Annotated in this window: 15 protein-coding genes; 8 read left to right on the top strand and 7 right to left on the bottom strand. The window is 59.5% G+C overall.

Annotated elements, in window-relative coordinates; translation table 11 throughout:
- Positions 1–13 precede the first annotated feature (13 nt).
- Entirely contained in the window at positions 14–1,225 is a 1,212-nt protein-coding gene (locus tag TX23_RS20485) for a winged helix-turn-helix domain-containing protein (protein WP_057703767.1), read from the top strand.
- Positions 1,226–1,315: 90 nt separating this feature from the next.
- Here the strand turns inward: TX23_RS20485 and TX23_RS20480 are convergent, their stop codons facing one another.
- Positions 1,316–2,662 carry a class II 3-deoxy-7-phosphoheptulonate synthase gene (locus TX23_RS20480; protein WP_057703766.1) on the bottom strand — a complete coding sequence of 449 codons (1,347 nt, stop codon included), beginning with the start codon at positions 2,660–2,662 and terminating at the stop codon, positions 1,316–1,318.
- A 123-nt stretch (positions 2,663–2,785) separates the two neighbouring features.
- On the opposite strand from TX23_RS20480, the gene TX23_RS20475 reads away from it, so the two are divergent.
- The gene (locus TX23_RS20475) at positions 2,786–3,541 is read left to right on the top strand and encodes a spermidine synthase (RefSeq protein ID WP_057703765.1); all 756 of its coding nucleotides are present in this window, start codon (positions 2,786–2,788) and stop codon (positions 3,539–3,541) included.
- A 133-nt stretch (positions 3,542–3,674) separates the two neighbouring features.
- Here the strand turns inward: TX23_RS20475 and TX23_RS20470 are convergent, their stop codons facing one another.
- Positions 3,675–4,466 carry a crotonase/enoyl-CoA hydratase family protein gene (locus tag TX23_RS20470; RefSeq protein ID WP_057703764.1) on the bottom strand — a complete coding sequence of 264 codons (792 nt, stop codon included), beginning with the start codon at positions 4,464–4,466 and terminating at the stop codon, positions 3,675–3,677.
- 422 nt (positions 4,467–4,888) lie between these two features.
- On the opposite strand from TX23_RS20470, the gene TX23_RS20465 reads away from it, so the two are divergent.
- Positions 4,889–6,562: a DEAD/DEAH box helicase gene (locus TX23_RS20465; RefSeq protein ID WP_057703763.1), complete on the top strand. Its 1,674-nt coding sequence runs from the start codon at positions 4,889–4,891 to the stop codon at positions 6,560–6,562.
- Between the two features lie 89 nt (positions 6,563–6,651).
- Here TX23_RS20465 and TX23_RS20460 read toward each other — a convergent pair whose 3' ends face one another.
- A complete protein-coding gene (locus tag TX23_RS20460) occupies positions 6,652–7,419 on the bottom strand; it encodes a DODA-type extradiol aromatic ring-opening family dioxygenase (RefSeq protein WP_057703762.1) in 768 nt (255 codons plus the stop codon).
- Positions 7,420–7,522: 103 nt separating this feature from the next.
- Here TX23_RS20460 and TX23_RS20455 point away from each other — a divergent pair, with 103 nt between their 5' ends.
- Positions 7,523–8,179 (top strand): thiopurine S-methyltransferase, encoded by a 657-nt coding sequence (locus TX23_RS20455; RefSeq protein ID WP_057703761.1) that lies wholly within the window; start codon positions 7,523–7,525, stop codon positions 8,177–8,179.
- Positions 8,180–8,235: 56 nt separating this feature from the next.
- On the opposite strand, the gene htpX is transcribed toward TX23_RS20455, so the two are convergent.
- Both htpX and TX23_RS20445 read right to left on the bottom strand, forming a co-directional pair.
- Positions 8,236–9,123, bottom strand: a complete 888-nt coding sequence (gene htpX / locus TX23_RS20450) for a protease HtpX (RefSeq protein WP_057703760.1) — start codon at positions 9,121–9,123, stop codon at positions 8,236–8,238.
- A 303-nt stretch (positions 9,124–9,426) separates the two neighbouring features.
- The gene (locus TX23_RS20445; protein WP_003189906.1) at positions 9,427–10,638 is read right to left on the bottom strand and encodes a pyridoxal phosphate-dependent aminotransferase; all 1,212 of its coding nucleotides are present in this window, start codon (positions 10,636–10,638) and stop codon (positions 9,427–9,429) included.
- A 202-nt stretch (positions 10,639–10,840) separates the two neighbouring features.
- Between TX23_RS20445 and msrB the strand changes: the two genes are divergently transcribed.
- Positions 10,841–11,233, top strand: coding sequence for a peptide-methionine (R)-S-oxide reductase MsrB (gene msrB / locus TX23_RS20440; protein WP_057703759.1), 393 nt, complete (start codon positions 10,841–10,843; stop codon positions 11,231–11,233).
- Positions 11,234–11,382: 149 nt separating this feature from the next.
- Complete coding sequence (locus TX23_RS20435) at positions 11,383–11,868, top strand: glutathione peroxidase (RefSeq protein ID WP_057703758.1); 486 nt, start codon at positions 11,383–11,385, stop codon at positions 11,866–11,868.
- A gap of 10 nt (positions 11,869–11,878) precedes the next feature.
- Here the strand turns inward: TX23_RS20435 and TX23_RS20430 are convergent, their stop codons facing one another.
- On the bottom strand, positions 11,879–14,188 hold the full coding sequence (locus TX23_RS20430; RefSeq protein WP_057703757.1) for an ATP-binding protein: 2,310 nt from the start codon (positions 14,186–14,188) through the stop codon (positions 11,879–11,881).
- Positions 14,189–14,352: 164 nt separating this feature from the next.
- Here TX23_RS20430 and TX23_RS20425 point away from each other — a divergent pair, with 164 nt between their 5' ends.
- On the top strand, positions 14,353–15,243 hold the full coding sequence (locus TX23_RS20425; RefSeq protein WP_057703756.1) for an ATP-binding protein: 891 nt from the start codon (positions 14,353–14,355) through the stop codon (positions 15,241–15,243).
- Positions 15,240–15,722, top strand: coding sequence for a GAF domain-containing protein (locus TX23_RS20420; protein ID WP_057703755.1), 483 nt, complete (start codon positions 15,240–15,242; stop codon positions 15,720–15,722). The genes TX23_RS20425 and TX23_RS20420 overlap by 4 nt, the downstream gene beginning before the upstream one ends.
- A 65-nt stretch (positions 15,723–15,787) precedes the next feature.
- On the opposite strand, the gene TX23_RS20415 is transcribed toward TX23_RS20420, so the two are convergent.
- A complete protein-coding gene (locus TX23_RS20415) occupies positions 15,788–19,423 on the bottom strand; it encodes a transporter substrate-binding domain-containing protein (RefSeq protein WP_057703754.1) in 3,636 nt (1,211 codons plus the stop codon).
- Between the last annotated feature and the right edge of the window lie 4 nt (positions 19,424–19,427).

Raw genomic sequence — 19,427 nt, 5'->3', positions numbered from 1 at the left:
TATGGAGAGTGCCATGCCCGCCGACCTGTCTTTTTCTCTCAAGCAAGCTCGACGCATGGCGCTGACGGCCCAGGGGTTCTCGGGGCGCCAGGCGCCTGCCCAGATAAAGGCTGCGCACCTCAACCGGTTGATCGAACGCCTGGGCGTCATACAGATCGACTCGGTCAACGCATTGGTGCGCTCCCACTACCTGCCGTTGTTCTCACGACTGGGCCAGTACAGCCCGTTACTTCTTGAGCAAGCAGCCTGGAGTCAGGGGCGGCGGCGTTCGTTGTTCGAGTATTGGGGGCATGAGGCATCGCTGTTGCCGATGGCGATGTACCCGCTGATGCGTTGGCGCATGGAGCGGGCCAGGCAAGGGCAGGGCATCTATGCACAGATGGCGCGTTTTGGCCGTGAGCAGCAGGCAACTATCCAGCGTGTGTTGGGCATCGTCGAACAACAAGGCGCCTTGGGTGCGGGCAGCTTGTCGACCCGCGAGGAGCGTGCCGGGCCCTGGTGGGATTGGAGCGATGAGAAACACGCGTTGGAATGGCTGTTCGCCGCCGGGTTGGTCACGGTTGCGGGGCGCCGCGGATTTGAACGGCTCTATGATTTGCCGGAGCGCGTGATCCCTGGCGACATGCTTCAAGTGTCCATGGGCGAGGCACAAGTCCAGCGTGGTTTGCTGTTACATAGTGCGACGGCGCTGGGCATTGGCACCGAAAAGGATTTGCGTGATTACTTCCGTCTCGACCCCGCAGACAGCCGCCCGCGTTTGGCTGAACTGGTCGAGGACGGGCAGTTGCTGATGTGCCAGGTACAGGCGTGGAAGCAACCGGCGTATTGTCTGCCGGAGCCAAAAGTGCCACGCAAAGTGCCGGCGAGCGCCTTGCTGTCACCGTTCGATTCATTGATATGGGAGCGCAGTCGCACCGAGCGCTTGTTCGATTTCCGCTATCGGCTGGAGATCTACACCCCGCAAGACAAGCGAGTGTATGGCTATTACGTGCTGCCGTTTTTGCACCATGAACGGATCGCTGCGCGCATCGACCTGCGGGCCGAGCGTGCCCATGGACGGCTGGCGGTCCATGCGGTGCACGAGGAAGATCCGGGGCTGGATGAGGAAGGGATGACGGCGCTGGCCTTGAACCTGCGCGAAATGGCCGACTGGCTGGGGTTGGAACAAATCCAGCTCAATTGCCAGCGGCCCAGTGCCGCCCGATTAAGGGCGGCGCTGGCGTAGGAGCGAGCGTGCTCGCGAAAAACTCAAGGGCGCTTGGTTAATCCTGATGTTTCGCGTCATCGTTAACGACCTGCGCGAGCAAGCTCGTTCCTACCTCTTGACCTGTTTCAAGGTCTCGGCAATCAAAAACGCCAGTTCCAGCGACTGATCGGCATTCATGCGTGGGTCGCAATGGGTGTGATAGCGGTCCGACAGCCCGTCTTCGGTAATCGGCCGTGCGCCGCCGATGCATTCGGTGACGTTCTGCCCGGTCATCTCGATATGAATGCCGCCGGCGTAGCTGCCTTCAGCCTGGTGCACCTGGAAGAACTCCTTCACTTCGCCGAGGATTTGCGCAAAGTCGCGGGTCTTGTAGCCGCTGCTGGCCTTGATGGTGTTGCCGTGCATCGGGTCGGAGCTCCACAGCACCTGCTTGCCCTCGCGCTGAACGGCACGGATCAGGTTGGGCAAGTGGTCGCCGACCTTGCCTGCGCCCATGCGGGCAATCAGGTTGAGGCGACCAGGGTCGTTGTCCGGGTTCAGAATATCGATCAGGCGGATCAGATCGTCCGGGTTCATGCTCGGCCCGACTTTCACGCCGATCGGATTGTTCACCCCACGCAGGAATTCGACGTGGGCGCCGTCCAGCTGGCGTGTACGGTCGCCGATCCACAGCATATGGGCCGAGCAGTCGTAGTAGTCGTTAGTCAGGCTGTCGCGGCGCACGAAGGCTTGTTCATAGTTGAGCAGCAATGCTTCGTGGGCGGTGAAGAAGCTGGTTTCGCGCAGTTGCGGCGAGCTGTCCATGCCACAGGCGCGCATGAACGCCAGGGTCTCGTCGATGCGGTCGGCCAGTTGGCTGTACTTTTCGGCCAGTGCGGAGTTGGCGATAAAGTCCAGGTTCCACTTGTGCACCTGGTGCAGGTCGGCGAACCCCCCTTGGGCGAACGCGCGCAGCAGGTTGAGGGTAGCAGTGGACTGGTGGTAGGACTGCAACAGCCGGTCCGGGTCCGGCACACGGCTTTTTTCATCGAAGCCGATGCCGTTAACGATGTCGCCACGGTAGGCGGGCAGGGTGACGCCGTCGATGGTCTCATCGTTGGACGAGCGCGGCTTGGCGAACTGACCGGCCATGCGCCCGACTTTCACCACTGGGCAGCCGGCGGCGAAGGTCATGACGATCGCCATCTGCAGCAGCACCTTGAAGGTGTCGCGGATCTTGGCCGCGGAGAACTCGGCAAAGCTCTCGGCGCAATCGCCACCTTGCAGGAGGAAGGCGCGGCCCTGGGTCACTTCGGCAAACTGGCGACGCAACTCACGGGCTTCCCCGGCAAACACCAGTGGCGGATAGCTGGCCAGGTTCTGCTCCACCTGTAACAGGTGTGCAGCGTCCGGGTACTGGGGTTGTTGCTGGATCGGCAGGGCGCGCCAGCTGTCGGGGCTCCAGGGTTGGCTCATCATGAACTCGATTGGGTGATTGACGGGGGGCGCTAATGTTATCAGCAATTAGTGCGTGACCTGTTGCTGCTGCTTGGCCGACAATCGCGCCTTTGCCAAGCGGTAAACCCCTTAGGAGTAATGATGACCGAGGAGCGTGTCGAGCGCCTGCTGGCCGAAGTCCATGATGATTTCGGCATGATCCGTGTGCTCGAAGTAGCCGATTACCGCTTTCTCGAATTCGGCGACGCCATCGAGCAAAGCTGCGTGTTCACCGCCGACCCGAGCTGGCTGGAGTATGACTACACCCGCGCCATGTTGATCGGTGCGCTGTGCCATGAGCAGCCGGAGAGCGCGTTGTTCCTGGGGTTGGGCGCTGGCACGTTGACCCAGGCGTGCCTCAGGTTTCTGCCGCTGGAAGACGTCGAGGCCATTGAGCTGCGCCCTGATGTACCGCGCTTGGCCATCGAGTACCTGGGGCTGGACGACGACCCGCGCTTGTATATTCGCGTGGGTGACGCGCTGCAATTGCTCGATACCGCCGAATCGGCCGACCTGATTTTCGTCGACCTCTACACCGATGTCGGCCCCGGTGTGGGGCATCTGGCCTGGACCTTCCTGGAAAACTGCCAGAAGAAGCTCAACCCCGGCGGCTGGCTGGTGATCAACCAGTGGGCCACCGATGACGGTAAACCGCTGGGCGCGGCATTGCTGCGTGGGTTGTATCACCGGCACTACTGGGAACTGCCGGTGAAGGAGGGCAATGTGATTTTGTTGGTGCCTTCGGAGCTGGATCAGGAGATGGATCTGAACTCACTTTCGGCCCGCGCCGAAGCCCTGGCGCCGCGATTGGGGTACTCGTTGCAGCCGTTGATCAAGGCGATTCGGCCAGCAACTTAGTTGCCGGTTCGGATGCTTTCGCGGGCAAGCCCGGTCCCACAGTTGAATTGCATGCTCTGTTCAAATGCAATCGCCTGTGGGAGCGGGCTTGCCCGCGAAGAGGCCCTCACCGCCGACGGCTAATTCAGTTCGTTCAAATTCCCTTGAACACCCCAGGCCGCTTCTCGACCATCGCCCGAACCCCCTCCTTGGCATCCTCGCTGTTGAGCAGTTTATCCACCATGGGCGGCAGCGCGGCAGCTGCGACAGCCTCACCCTCCATACGCGCCAGGCGTGCCGACATCAACGTCGCCTGTACGCCAAGCGGCGCCTGACGGGCAATGCGGTTGGCCAGTTCGATGGCTCGGGGCAACAGGTCTTCACTGGCCATCACTTCCTGTACCAGGCCCAGACGCAGGGCTTCATGGGCGTCGAACTCGTCTCCGGTCAGCAACCAGCGCATCGCATTGCCCCAGCCGGCGATCTGGTGAAAGCGCAATGTCGCGCCGCCAAACGGAAAGATCCCACGTTGCACTTCCATCTGTGCAAAGCGTGTATTGCTGGCGCACAGGTTGATATCCGCCGCCAGCATCAACTCGATACCAATGGTCAAGCAGTAGCCCTGGGCTGCGACGATCACCGGTTTGCTGACCCTGGGGCCTGCGAATACGCCCCACGGATCGCATCCGCCCAGCGGCGGTTGCCACCCACCCGCCATTACGCCGCTGACATTGGCCAGGTCCAGCCCCGCCGTAAAGTGATCGCCATGGGCAAATACCACGGCCACCCGGGCGTCATCGTTTCGATCAAATTCGCCATAGGCCAGGCTCAGCTCATTGAGTAAATCCAGGTCGAAGGCATTGCGCTTGGCCACGCGGTCCAGGCCCAGCAACAGAACATGGCCCTCAAGTGCACGGCTGACGCGGCTGCTGCTGGCTTGTTTCATCGGGTGTGCCCTCGGGCGCGGGTAGGGTTTCAGACCAAAGGGCCTGAATGAGTGGGTGAACCGTTTAAGCTTAATGACCAGCAGGGCCGGGCCTTTGAAAAATAGACCCTGGCGCACAGATCTGCAAAGCCCGCGACGCAGCGCGGTTTATCAGTGCGCCGCGATAAAAAAAGCTCCCTTTTTCAGCTATTTCCGGTATAGTGCGCGCCGGCCTTTAACCGGGCCGCGTTTAGGTAGCGCAATTCCCCGAAGTCAGCTTCGGCTGCACGTCCGCACAGCGGACTCTCCCTTGACGAATCTTTTTCATTCATTCGTTTTCGCAAATCCCCGCCGACAAAGCAGCCAGGGCGACTCTTGAGTCTCAACACGGCATGCGCAGCTTTGGAGCATGGGTCTTTGCGGATGCACTTAGAGGCAGACCCATGACCCAGGAAACCGGCGGCTTCGCCGCTTTTAATCTTAACCCGAACATTCTCGCCGCCGTCATCGCGACTGGCTACGAAGAACCTTCGGCTATTCAGCAGCAATCGATCCCGATCATCATGGCCGGCCAGGACATGATTGGCCAGGCGCAAACCGGTACCGGTAAAACCGCCGCGTTCGCTCTGCCTATTCTGCATTGCATCGATCCTGCCAAGCGCGAGCCGCAAGCCCTGATCCTGGCGCCAACCCGAGAGTTGGCGCTGCAAGTAGCAACCGCTTTTGAAACTTACGCCAAGCAAATGCCAGGCGTAACCGTTGTGGCCGTTTACGGCGGTGCGCCGATGGGCCCACAACTCAAGGCTATCCGTAACGGCGCGCAGATTGTTGTCGCCACCCCGGGCCGTCTGTGCGACCACCTGCGTCGTGACGAGAAAGTCCTGTCGACCGTGAACCACCTGGTTCTGGACGAAGCCGACGAAATGTTGAAGCTGGGCTTCATGGATGACCTGGAAGTCATCTTCAAGGCTCTGCCACCCACCCGTCAGACCGTATTGTTCTCGGCTACCCTGCCGCAGTCGATCCGTGCCATTGCCGAACGCCACTTGCGCGATCCGCAACACGTGAAGATCCAGACCAAGACTCAGACCGTTACCGCGATCGAACAGGCTCACCTGTTGGTTCACGCTGACCAGAAGACCTCGGCTGTATTGAGCCTGCTGGAAGTCGAAGACTTCGACGCCCTGATCATGTTCGTGCGCACCAAGCAAGCGACCCTGGACCTGGCCAGTGCCCTGGAAGCCAAAGGCTATAAAGCCGCTGCGCTGAACGGTGACATCGCCCAGAACCAACGTGAGCGCGTGATCGACTCCCTCAAGGATGGCCGACTGGACATCGTTGTGGCGACCGACGTTGCCGCCCGTGGCCTCGACGTTCCACGTATCACCCACGTGTTCAACGTTGACATGCCGTACGATCCGGAGTCCTACGTTCACCGTATCGGCCGTACCGGCCGTGCGGGTCGCGAAGGTCGTGCTCTGCTGCTGGTGACTCCGCGTGAGCGCCGTATGCTGCAAGTGATCGAGCGCGTAACCGGTCAGAAAGTTGCCGAAGTGCGTCTGCCGGATGCCCAGGCCGTTCTCGATGCTCGCATCAAGAAATTGACCAACAGCCTGGCGCCTTTGGTGGCTGACGCTGAATCGACCCACGGCGACCTGCTGGACCGCCTGACCGCCGATATCGGTTGCACCCCGCGTGCCCTGGCTGCCGCGCTGCTGCGCAAAGCGACCAACGGTCAAGCCCTGACCCTGGCTGCCATCGAGAAAGAGCGCCCACTGGTGCCGAACAACGCACCGCGCGGTGATCGTCCAGAGCGTTCCGGCGACCGTCCAGACCGTGGCGATCGTGAGCGTCGTGCTCCGGTTCCATTGGCTGAAGGTCGTGCTCGTTGCCGTACCGCGCTGGGTGCGCGTGACGGTATCGCTGCCAAGAACCTGCTGGGCGCTATCCTCAATGAGGGTGGCCTGGCGCGTGAAGCCATCGGTCGCATCCAGGTACGTGACAGCTTCTCCCTGGTGGAGCTGCCGGAAGACGGCCTGGAAAAACTGCTGGCCAAGCTCAAAGACACTCGCGTTGCCGGTAAGCAGCTCAAACTGCGTCGCTACCGCGAAGATTGATCCGCCTCTGGGCTGATTGATCGCACATAAAAAATCCCCGACTGGTTCGGGGATTTTTTTTGCCTGCAATTTCAGGCTGTGCACCTGCGTCAGCCAAAGCGGTAAATGTCCATGCCCAAGGCTCCCAGGGTGAAGCCCTGATGCGCCACGCTGAAATCACCGCCGGCACCTCTCGCGAAGTACAGCGGCAACAAATGCTCGTCGCTGGGGTGGCTGCGCACTGCATGGGGAGCCTGGAGGCGATAGTCATGCAAGGCTGTTTCGTCGTCGGCAGCAAGTTTGTCGACCACCCAATCGCGAAAGGCTTGCGCCCACGGCGTGATAGTTTCCGGCCCGGCGCGCCAGTCCAGTTCGCCGAGATTATGGGTGATGCTGCCGGAGCCGATCAGTAGCACACCTTGCTCGCGCAGGCTGGAGAGGGCATGTCCAACCCGGGTTTGAAACGCCGGGCCCATGCGGCTTGGCAGGGAGACTTGCACCACCGGAATATCCGCCGCCGGGTACATCAACGACAGCGGCACCCAGGCGCCATGGTCGAAGGGCCGTTGGTTATCGGCGCGTGCATTCAGACCGTCAGCCTGCAATAACTCGACGATTTCATTCGCCAGCTTCGGGTCACCCGGCGCAGGGTATTGCACAGCAAACAGCTCACGAGGGAAGCCGCCGAAGTCGTGCCAGGTTTCGGGCGTGGCGCTGCCACTGACCAGCAACTCGTGGCTTTCCCAATGCGCCGATACCACCACGATGGCCTTGGGCCGTGGCAACGCGGCTGCCAGGGCCTGTAACGCCGGGCCGCTGGCGCCGGGTTGCAGGGCCAGCATCGGGGAGCCATGGGAGATAAACAGGCTGGGGAACATAAGAGGGTCCTGAAGATTAATATGCAGCTATCTTCATTCAGATCATTCATCGAGATCTAATATAAGATTTAGTGTCTTTTGATCGATTTTTTCAGGGTGATGCATGGAAGCAAAAATTTGGCAGGAACGCTGGGCAACCAATCAGATCGGTTTTCATCAGTTTCAAGTTAATCCCTACTTGCAACGGCACTGGTCAACGTTGGCCCTCGACGAGGGCGCCAAGGTCTTTGTGCCTTTGTGTGGCAAGAGTCTGGACATGAAGTGGCTGGCCGAGTGCGGGCACCGCGTGATGGGCGTGGAGGTCTCGGATAAAGCCGTTGAGGCGTTCTTCAGCGAGCAGGGGCTCACACCCAGGATCGATCAAAAAGGCCTGTTCAAGGTGTATCAAGCGGGCCTGATCGAAGTGTGGTGCGGTGACTTCTTCGCTCTTGACGCCCGTGCCGTGGCCGATTGCACGGGGCTGTATGACCGCGCGGCACTGATCGCCTTGCCGGAGCAAATGCGCCCGGGATACACCGAGCATCTCGATACCCTGCTGGCTCCTGGCTGTGAGGGGCTGCTGATCGCGGTCGACTACGACCAGGCGCAAAGGGCTGGCCCGCCTTTCGCTGTCCCGGATAAGGAAGTGCAGTCGCTGCTGGGCCCGCGTTGGAAGGTGGTCACGCTACAAGAGCGGGACATTCTGAGTGAAAGCAGCAAATTCAAGGCAGACGGCGTTACCCGCCTTGATGAGCGTGTTTACCGGCTGACCAAGCGGTAAATTGCGGCCACGAAAAAGGGGCGATTCAATCGCCCCTTTTTTGTATGGCCGGTGTATCAGCCCCGACGACGCAGCGCGTCGATCCGCTCTTCCAGCGGCGGGTGGCTCATGAACAGGCGTGCCATGCCCTGTTTGATGCCACCGTTGATGCCAAAGGCGGTCAGGCTGTCCGGCATATGCACCGGCAGGCCCTGTTCGGAGCGCAAGCGTTGCAGCGCGCCGATCATTGCGCTGGTGCCCGCCAGGCGTGCGCCGGCTTCATCTGCGCGGAACTCGCGTCTGCGCGAGAACCACATGGTGATCGCGCTGGCCAGGAAGCCCAGCACCAACTCGGCGAAGATGGTCGCCACGAAGTAGGCGATGCCGCGACCTTCCTCGTTCTTGAAAATAACCTTGTCGACGAAGTTGCCGATGATCCGCGCAAAGAACATCACGAAGGTGTTCACTACGCCCTGTACCAGTGCGAGGGTAACCATGTCGCCGTTGGCCACGTGACCAATCTCGTGGGCCAGCACCGCCTTGACTTCATCGGGCGAAAAACGCTCCAGCAGGCCCTGGCTTACGGCCACCAGCGCGTCGTTCTTGTTCCAGCCGGTGGCGAAAGCATTGGCCTCATAAGCAGGGAAAATCCCCACTTCGGGCATTTTGATGCCTGCTTCTTGAGATAGCTGCTCCACGGTTTGCATCAGCCATTGTTCATGGCGAGTGCGGGGTTGAGTGATGACCTGGGTGCTGGTGCTCATTTTCGCCATCCACTTGGAGATGAACAGCGAGAACAGCGAGCCGGCAAAACCAAAGACCGCACAGAAAACCAACAGCTGATTGAGGTTCAGGTCAACCCCGTTGGCCGCCATGAACCCGTTGAAGCCGAAGAGGCTCAGGGTGATGCTGGCAATCAGCACGACCGCCAGGTTAGTGGCCAAGAACAGCAGGATGCGCATCATGGTTGTAAGGTTCTCCTCATGCTTAATATGTCGCGTACTGCGGGGTATATAAGGTGCCGCATGGGGTGATTCAACCGAGCGACTATTTCAAACTGTGTCCTACAGCTTGAACGTAAGGCCCTGAAGGGATTTTCCGACCTGTATTGTCGGCCATGACCGGCGTGATTTTACCTTGGCGCCCCGTGATTATAGGGGGCAGGCCTCTGGCAGGGGTTAAGTGAATGACCACCGCACGTAAGCGAGAAAGAAGTGTTGCCAGATAATCGCTGTACGACCCAATGTGAGTCGTACAGCGTCAATTCCTTACTGGCGATAGGATTTCAGGAAGTTGCCGATGCGACCGATGGCCATTTCCAGGTCATCCACACGTGGCAACGTCACCACGCGGAAGTGATCCGGCCATGGCCAGTTGAACGCAGTACCCTGAACCACCAGTAGCTTTTCCGACAGCAGCAGGTCGAGCACGAACTTCTCATCGTTGAGAATCGGGCAGACTTTCGGGTCGATCCGCGGGAACGCATACAACGCGCCCATGGGCTTCACACAGCTCACGCCGGGGATCGCGTTGAGCAACTCCCAGGTGCGGTTGCGCTGCTCCAGCAGGCGACCCTGGGGCAGGATCAGATCATTGATGCTCTGGTAGCCGCCGAGGGCGGTCTGGATGGCGTGCTGGCTCGGCACGTTGGCGCACAGGCGCATGTTGGCCAGCATGTCGATGCCTTCGATGTAGCTCTGGGCATTATGCTTGGGCCCGGAGATGGCGATCCAGCCGGAGCGAAAGCCCGCCACGCGGTAGGACTTGGACAGGCCGTTGAAGGTCAGGCACAGCAGGTCCGGGGCCAGGGAGGCGGTGCATATGTGAACGGCGTCATCGTAGAGGATCTTGTCGTAGATCTCGTCGGAGAACACCACCAGGTTGTGCTGGCGTGCCAGTTCAAGCATGCCCAGTAGCACTTCTTTGGAGTACACGGCGCCAGTGGGGTTGTTCGGGTTGATGATCACCAGGGCCTTGGTGTTGGGGGTGATTTTGGCCTTGATGTCGGCCAGGTCCGGAAACCAGTCGGCGCCTTCATCGCACAGGTAATGCACCGGATGGCCGCCAGCCAGGGTCACGGCAGCGGTCCAGAGCGGATAGTCAGGTGCCGGCACCAGCACTTCATCGCCATTATTGAGCAGCGCCTGCATCGACATCACGATCAGCTCGGAAACGCCGTTGCCCAGGTAGATGTCTTCGATACCGACACCTTCGACCTGCTTCTGCTGGTAGTACTGCATCACCGCCTTGCGCGCACTGAACAGGCCCTTGGAGTCGCTGTAGCCTTGGGCGGTCGGCAGATTGCGGATTACATCCTGGAGGATTTCGTCCGGCGCTTCGAAACCAAACGGCGCCGGGTTGCCAATGTTCAACTTGAGGATGCGATGGCCTTCCTCTTCCAGGCGCTTGGCGTGCTTGAGCACTGGGCCGCGAATGTCGTAGCAGACGTTGGCGAGCTTGTTCGATTTGCTGACCTGCATGGCGATGTGATCCTGAAAATGAACGATTCAGACGGCGTAGGCACTACCGTAGGGTGAACTCTGCGCGGTTCGCCCCCATAAATACGTTTGAATGCCGATGGCGCGGGTGCCAGACTGGCGTTTTGAAGAGGCGCAATCATACGTGCCGCCTGATCCACGGAAAAGACACAGATCAGGGTTTTTCAGTTGCCGAGGTGTACCGATGGAAAAGTTGCAGAAAACCGTTGATGAGTGGAAGGCCATGCTCGACCCTGAGCAGTACAACGTGTGCCGTCTCAAGGGCACCGAACGGCCTTTCAGCGGCAAGTACAACGGCACCAAGACCGACGGCGTGTACCACTGCATTTGCTGCAACGAGCCGCTGTTCGATTCCACTGCCAAGTTTGACTCCGGCTGCGGCTGGCCAAGCTTCTATGAGCCGATTGCCGACAGCGCGATGATCGAGATCCGTGACGTCAGCCACGGCATGATTCGTACCGAAGTCACCTGCGCCAAGTGCGACGCACACCTGGGGCATGTGTTCCCCGATGGCCCGCCGCCGACGGGCCTGCGCTACTGCATCAACTCGGTGTGCCTGGACCTGGTGCCGCGCTAGGCTTGCATGGTCCCTGCAGGAGCGAGCTTGCTCGCGAAAAACGTCAACGATAACGCGGGTTTCCTGAATGAACGCGGCGCCTGATAGTTTTTCGCGAGCAAGCTCGCTCCTACGATAAGGCTCTTCTTTCCCTGACTTGAGGCATTGCCATGAGCGACTCTCTGCTGAGCATCCCTTGTACCACCATCAAGGGTGAGCAAAAGACCCTGGCCGATTTCGCCGGCAAAGCCATTTTGGTGGTCAACACCGCCAGTAAATGTGGCTTCACCCCCCAGTACAAGGGCCTGGAGCAGCTTTGGCAGCGCTACAAGGACCAGGGCCTGGTGGTGCTGGGGTTTCCCTGCAATCAGTTCGGCAAGCAGGAGCCGGGTAATGAAGGCGCGATAGCCGAGTTCTGCGAGCTGAACTTCGGCGTCAGTTTTCCGCTGTTCAAGAAGGTTGACGTCAATGGCAGCGATGCCCACCCGCTGTTCGTACAGTTGAAAAAGCAGGCTCCGGGGCTGTTGGGCTCCAGGAACATCAAATGGAACTTCACCAAGTTCCTCATCGGCCCCGACGGCAAGCAGGTCAAGCGTTTTGCGCCAACGACCAAGCCCCAGGACCTGAGCCTGGAGATCGAAGCCCTGCTCAAGTGAACGCGTAGCCTCAGAGGCTGGTCGTTGTCGGCACCCACAACTCCAGCAGCGCATGGAGTTCTTCGCGGCGAAACGGCTTGGCCAGGTAATCGTTCATGCCTGCCGCCCGGCAACGCTCGCGCTCTTCGGACAGGGCGTTGGCGGTCAAGGCGACAATGGGCAGGTCCGGCCAGCGCCCGCTGCGGCGAATTTGCCGGCTGGCCTCGTAGCCGTCCATCACCGGCATGTTGCAGTCCATCAACACCATATCGAAGCGCTGGTCCTCAAGCAGCTTGAGCGCCTCCCCACCATGGGCGGCCACAATCACCTCACACCCCAGCTTGCTGAGCATCCCTTTGGCCACCAGCTGATTGACCGCGTTGTCCTCCACCAGCAGGATGCGTGCACGGTGAGCCAGCGGCGCGGCTTCCATCTGGATCGGGTCGAGGATCGGTTGCGTACTGCTGCGCAGGTTGCGTTGCAGGATCTGGTACAGCGCGTTACGGCTCAACGGGCGTGCCTGTTGCTGCAGTGGCGCCAGGGCCGCGACTTCTTCGCTGGGCATGAAGTTGCCATAGGCGGTGACCAGCAGAATTGGCGCGCTGATTGCCGGGCGCAAGCGGAACAGGCATTCAGGGCAGTCGGTAATCAACAGGTCAGGGGCCAGCGTGCTCAAGTCATCGTCCTGGGAATAACACCTTGGCGTCAGCCCCCAAGAGGGCAGCAGGGTGGTGAGCAGTTCCGTCAACCCGCCACCGGCATAGGTGATGGCGATAACATCACCTGCGAGGGGGGCATAGCGCGTGGCAGGCAAATGGGTGGGTAGCGGGAGGTCGGCGCTGAACTGGCTGCCAAAGCCCACCTCCGAGCTGATACTCAAGCGGCCTTGCATGGCTTCACACAGGTTGCGGGTCAAGGCCAGTCCCAAACCCGTACCGCCAAATTGACGGGTGATGCCCGCGCCGGCCTGGGTGAAGGGCTGGAAGATCCTCGCCTGGGCTTCCTGGGCGATACCGATGCCGGTATCACAGACTTCAATATTGACCCGGCCTTCCAGGGCACGCAGGCGCACATCGACTCGGCCGAAGCGGGTGAACTTCAACGCATTGGAAAGCAGATTACTGACGATTTGACGCACGCGGGTCGGGTCGCCTATAACCTGGGCGGGAAACTGTGGATCAATCAGGCACGTCAGTTCGACACTTGGCGCCGCGTTCTGCGACAGCAGGTTGGCGGTGTCTTCCACCAGTGAGCCCAGGTCGAAGGGGATATGTTCCAGTTCCAACTGGCCGGCATCGAACTTGGACAGGTCAAGAATATCGTTGAGTAATTCAACCAGCACTTTGCCCGAGTCATGGGCGATCGACAGTTGCTGGCGCTGCTCGGCATTCAGTGGGCTGTCGAGCGACAGTGCAATCATCCCCAGCAAACCATTGAGCGGCGTACGGATTTCATGGCTCATATTGGCCAGGAACGCGGCCCGCGCCTGCGCCATACCCAGCGCGGTCATCCTGGCTGCTTCCAGTTCATCGTTGGATTGGCTCAGGCGTTGGTTGCTGGCCTTGAGTTCAAGGGTGCGCGCCGAAACGATATTCTCCAGTTGGCCCAGGTATTCGGTGAGGCGGTCCTCGGCGTGACGCCGCTGATGGATCTCGGTTTGCATGTTTTCAAATTGCTGGTTGGCCACGTCGACCAATACACCGATTTCGTCGTGCTCATGCCCAGGTGGGCAATCCAGGCGTGCCTGTTTGCGGCTACTCAATTCTCGGATAATACGTACCAGCGGTTGAGTGAGCATTACGTAGAATAAGCCCAGCAAGATCCCGGTCAGCAGCAGGCTGCGGGCAAAACCATTGAGCAGGGTGATCTCGGCGCGATGCAGGAAACGGCTGCCAAAGGCATAGGTATCGACATCCAGGCGCAATACACCGAGGGATTCGTTGGGCATATGGCCGAGAAACAGTCGGTCCTCGAACTGACGATTGGCGCCAAACAGAAAATCGCTGAGCGGGCGATAGTTACTGTCTTTGCGCGAGCGGTTGACGTCGGCAAGCACCGCGCCATTGTTGTCGATCAGCTGCGCACGGGTGATGGCAGGGGAGTGCAGCAGGCCCAGGGTCAATTCCTGGGCGAGTTCGGCATCGATGTTGTAGGCGATGCGCGACGCGGGGTTATGGCTGATTTCAATCAGTGAGCGTATTTCACGGTTGATGGATGCGTCTTCACTGGCATAATCAATGCCGATTTGGATCAGGCTGAGCAAGGTTCCCAACACGAAACCGACCAGCACAGTCAATCTGGCTTGTTTATAAGACAAGCGGTGGGCGAACTTGATATCCATCGAGTGTTGAACCACTTCACGTTTCCTTTCGCTCGGCAAGCATAGCTGAACATCCCCAAGCTTCAGCTTGCCGGGCACGAATCGTTTTTTGACGCAGCCTCACGCGGTCTGCCGCAGGGTTGCCAATACGCCATCTTTTACAAGAACTTGCCAGAGGAATAATCATGGATTCTCGATTGAGTGCCTTCCTTGAGCGGGCCGACGCCGTACTTGCTCGCCTGGAACCCTTATTGCCGGCCCCGCGCCAAGCCATCGACTGGAGCCAATGCCTGGCTGCTCGTTGGCAGCGCGAAGGCCGCAGTGGCTTTCTGTTACCGTTGGAAGTCAGTCTGGATATGCGCCTGTCGGACTTGATTGGCGTCGACAAGCAACGGGAACAATTGGCGCGTAACACCCAGCAGTTCCTCGATGGCCTGCCTGCCAACCATGCGCTGCTGTGGGGTTCTCGCGGTACTGGCAAGTCTTCTATGGTACGCGCCTTGCTGGCTCAGCACGCCACGGCGGGCCTGCGCTTGATCGAAATCGAACGTGACCACCTGGCTGACCTGCCCCGTGTGGTCGAGCAGTTGATAAAACTGCCGCAGCGTTTCATTTTGTTTTGCGATGACCTCTCGTTCGAAGCCGGCGAAGGCGATTATCGCGTGCTCAAAAGCGTGTTGGACGGTTCCCTGGAGCAGGCGCCGGAAAACGTGCTGCTGTATGCCACGTCCAACCGCCGCCATCTGGTGCCGGAGAACCAGAGCGACAACGACAACTGGAAACGGGTGGATGGCGAGTTGCACCCGAGCGAGGCAGTAGAGGACAAGATTGCCTTGTCGGACCGTTTCGGCTTGTGGCTGTCGTTCTATCCATTTTCCCAGGAGCATTTCCTGGATGTGGTAGAACACTGGATCGGCGAGTTGGCCGGCAAGGCCGGCTTGCAGTGGCAGCGCGATGAGCAGCTTGATGTACTCGCGGTGCGCTGGGCCACAGGGCGCGGCAACCGCAATGGCCGTTGTGCCTATCAATTTGCCCGTTATTGGGTAGGTCTTAAATTGCTGGAACGTCAACCATGATCGATTTACAACAGGCCGGCAGCGGTCTCGATGGCTACGCCATGCTGTGTGCGCAACTGGAGTCATTGCTGGCTGATGAACGTGACTTTATTGCCAACAGTGCACAGTTTTCTGCGTTTCTGTTCAACCAGCTTGATGACCTGAACTGGGCAGGCTTTTACCTTAATCGCAATGAAGAGCTGGTGCTTGGGCCGTTCCAGGGTCAGATAGCCTGCGTGCGCATCCCGTTCGGTCGTGGCGTATGTGGCGCCGCTGCGGCTTCACGACAAACCCAGCGGGTGGAGGACGTGCATGCGTTCCCAGGCCATATTGCCTGTGACAGCGCCTCGAACAGTGAGTTGGTGGTGCCACTGGTCAAAGACGGTCAGTTGATTGGCGTGCTTGACCTCGACAGCCCCTCACTGGCCCGCTTTACAGCTCAGGACCAGGCAGGGATTGAACGGCTGGCGGCGATTTTCCTGCGGCTGACCGACTGCTGAACAGGGGCCAGGGTATGGATGTGCAGGAGCGAGTGACTCGCTCCTGCGGCTTCGGGTGTGGGTGATTATTGGTCTTGCAGCTCGGCAAGCTGAACCTGCAGCATCCGTTCCAGTTCCAGCATGAGGTGCTCCAGCGCCTTGATGCCGGTTTCAATGGTTGCCCACTCTTCTTTGCGAGCGCAGGTTTGCTCCAGCGCTTCGCATTGCCCAGCCAATGAATGGGCCTGAACGATACGGGCCGCGCCCTTGATTTTGTGGGCTTGCTCGATGATTTCCTGAGGTGGGGCCTGTCGGTTCAATAGCTTGATAAGCGCCTGACGGTCGTCACGGCTGCTGCTCAGCAGCTCTTCCAGCAGGCGTCGGCTCAATTGCGGGTCGCCGCCGGTCAGCGCTTGCAGGCATTCGAGGTCCAGGCGTTGGTTTGCAGATTTAGGCACGATTTGCGCCAGTTGCCGTTCCAGTACGGTCAGGCTGATGGGCTTGAACAGGCAGTCATCCATGCCGGCCTGCACGCAACGTTGTCTTTCCTCTGGCTGGGCGTTGGCGGTAAAGCCCAGCACCACGCAGGGTACCAACTGCTCGCGTTGTTCATACTCACGGATTGAACGGCTCAGCTCATAGCCATTCATGATGGGCATGTTGCAATCGGCGATCACCAGGTCGAAATGCTCCTTGCGCCAGGCCTGGAACCCTGCCGCACCATGCTCGGCGGCAGTGAATTGATGACCCAGGTAACCCAGTTGCTGGCACATCAACAGGCGGTTTGCCGGGTGGTCGTCTACCACCAATACATTCAGCACCCGAGTGGCGGCCGGCGTTTCGGGCTGTTGCTCACCCACCGCCGTGATCGTTTGCAGGCGGGGTACGCTCAGGTTGACGTGCACCTGGGTGCCTACCATGGGCACGCTGCTCAGGCTCAACTGGCCGCCCATCATGGCGCACAGGCTGCGGCAGATCACCAGCCCCAGCCCCGCGCCGCTCCTGGCCAGTTGACCGGAGTTGTCCGCTTGGGCAAAGGGTTCGAACAAACGCAGTTGATCCTCTCTGCTGATGCCGATGCCGGTGTCCTCCACCACCAGCTTGAGCTCGATCTGCTCCGGTGCCTGGGTCGGCTGTACTTCCACTTTGATCTTCACCTGCCCTTGCTCGGTGAACTTGATCGCGTTGCTCACCAGGTTCGACAGCACTTGCTTGAAGCGAAGAGGGTCTATCAGCACTTCGATATCGTTCAGGTCGGGCTTGAACTCCAGCAGCAGGCTGAGGGTTTTCTGGCGGGCCAGACCGTCGAAGACACGCACCACCGATTCAATCACCTCACGCAGGTTGACGCGCTCAGGCGCCAGGCTGAGACGGCCGGACTCGATACGCGCGATGTCCAGAATGTCGCCGATCAACTCCAGCAGATCCCGGGCCGAGTTGTACGCCACTTCAATGGCCGGGCGGTCGAGATGCCCTTGATCGGCGCGCTTGAGCGTCAGTTCGAGCATCCCGATCACGGCGTTCATGGGCGTGCGGATCTCGTGGCTCATGGTGGCAAGGAACGTGCTCTTGGCGCGATTGGCCTCATCGGCGCGCTCTTTGGCGGCGCGTAGCTCATCAAACAACTGGCGTCGGTCGCTGATGTCGATCCAGCCGCCGATGATGCCCTGGACTTCGCCTGTGGAGTCACGGTACGGCAGGATCCAGTGATAGATCGTCAGTTTGCGCTCGTGGATGTGCAATGTGCGATCCAGGATCAGCGGCATACCCTCAGCCACAACGCGCAGATAGTCGGCATGGTACTGCGCCGCCTCCGACTCCAGGGCCATGCTGATCTGGGTGACGCTTTTGCCGATCACGTCTTCGCGTTTGACGTCGAATACCTGCAGGTAGCTGTCGTTGCAGGTTTGCAGCAGGCCGTTGCGGTCACGCACGTAGATTGGATGGGGCGTTTCATTGACCAGCGCGCGCATGAATTCGAATTGGTCGTTCAGGGCCCGTTCGGCCATTTTGCGGTGTTGTATCTGGCGCCGCATGTAGGCGTTCCAGGTCAGTGAAATCAGGAGCAACAGCCCGGTGCCGATGATGATTCGAGAGATCAATTGATGGTAGTTGCGCCAGTAGCTGTCGGACGCAGCGGTGTAGCCCCGCCAGCGACTGTTGATCACGCCCATTTCATCCGGGGCGATGCTGAGCAGCGCCTTGTCGAGGATTGAGCTCAGCTCCGTGGCGTGGCGCGATGTCGCCAGGGTGTAAGTTGCCGGCGTAGTGCCGATGCTGGCGCTGATCTGCAACTTGTCCTGAAACGCCTTGGAAGACAAAAGGTAGTTGGCGATCACCAGTGTGCTCACCGCGCCGTCCACTTGGCCCTGTGCGAGTAGCTCCGATGCCCTGAAAGTATCACTGGTTTCGACCAGGTGGACCTGGGGAAAGTCGTTGGTCAAGGTCTCGACCAAGGGGTTGCCCTGGGTGATCGCCAGGCGCTTTCCTGCCATTTGCGCGATGTTCGCGGAAGCCCCTGGCTCCTTGCGGGTCAACAATACGTAGGAATTTTCCAGGTAGGGGCGGCTGAAATTGAGCTGCGAGTCCCTTGCGTTGCTCGGCACAATGGCCCCGATCATATCGACGTTCTGGCCCGTGACCTGATCAATCATCGCCTTGACGTCACGCCCGCGTTCAACTGAAAAGCGTAGGCCGGTGCGCAGGCGAATCAACTCCAGAAGGTCGGCGGTAATACCGCGAAAGTTACCGTCGGCGTCGAAGAACGTGAGTGGTGCGAAGGTTTCATTGACGATCACCTTGACCACCGGATGCTCTTTAAGCCAACGCTCTTCGCGTTGGGTCAATTGCAGTTTCTTGTCGGTGAGCAGGATATCGCTGCCGGCGCTCCAGCGTTTGGCGATGCTGTCTCGTTCGCTGATGGGGACTGCTGCCAGTACCGCGTCGACAATGCTCAACAGCACGCGGTTATCTTCACGCATGGCGAAGCTGAAACCATAGGCCTCATGCTTGCCGAAATTGGCCATGCGGATATTTTTGAGATAGCCCTTGTTGATCATGTAGTGGGTGGAAATGGTGTCACCCAGAAACACATCCGCCTGGTCGAAGGCCACTGCATTCAAGGCGTTCTGATAAGAGGGATAGGCGCGAATGACGGCCTTGGGGTATAGCTTTTCTACCTCATTGAGCGGCAGGTAATGATACACAAGGCTCAAGCGCAGCCCGTCCAGGCCCTCATTGAGGCTGCGGGTTTCTCCTTCGCGGGTGACCAGTACCGGCTGGTCCACGGCGTAGGGTTCAGAGAGGATAAGGTTAGGTGTCGCAGCCTCAAAGCCGTTGGATGAGCCCAGCAAGTCGATTTCCCCGCTTTCCAGGGCTCGAATGGCTGCATCCCGGGACGGGTAGCGCATTACGTTGACCGGCAAGGAGAGTGCCTTGGCCAACAAACCTGCGTAATCGGCGGTCAGCCCTTCATAATCGTAGCCACTGGATGTCAGGTCGAATGGCGGGTAATCGGGCGTGGAGGTGCCCAGCACCAGTTCGCGTTTGTTCTGCAGCCACTGGCGCTGAGCCTTGTCAAAATGAGTGCCGAGTTGAACGGCTCCCGCACGACTCAATAAGGTGAAGCGTTCCGGGTTTGTTTGGTGCTCTGCGAGCACGGCAGTGCTGAAGTACAGACCGGCACTCAATATAATCAGATAGTCCTTTATACGCCTGGGCATCCGC

It is taken from the genome of Pseudomonas paralactis, from assembly GCF_001439735.1.
Lineage (GTDB): Bacteria > Pseudomonadota > Gammaproteobacteria > Pseudomonadales > Pseudomonadaceae > Aquipseudomonas > Aquipseudomonas paralactis.
The sequence above is the reverse complement of the archived record's forward strand: the minus strand, read 5'-3'. Positions and strand labels throughout refer to the sequence as shown.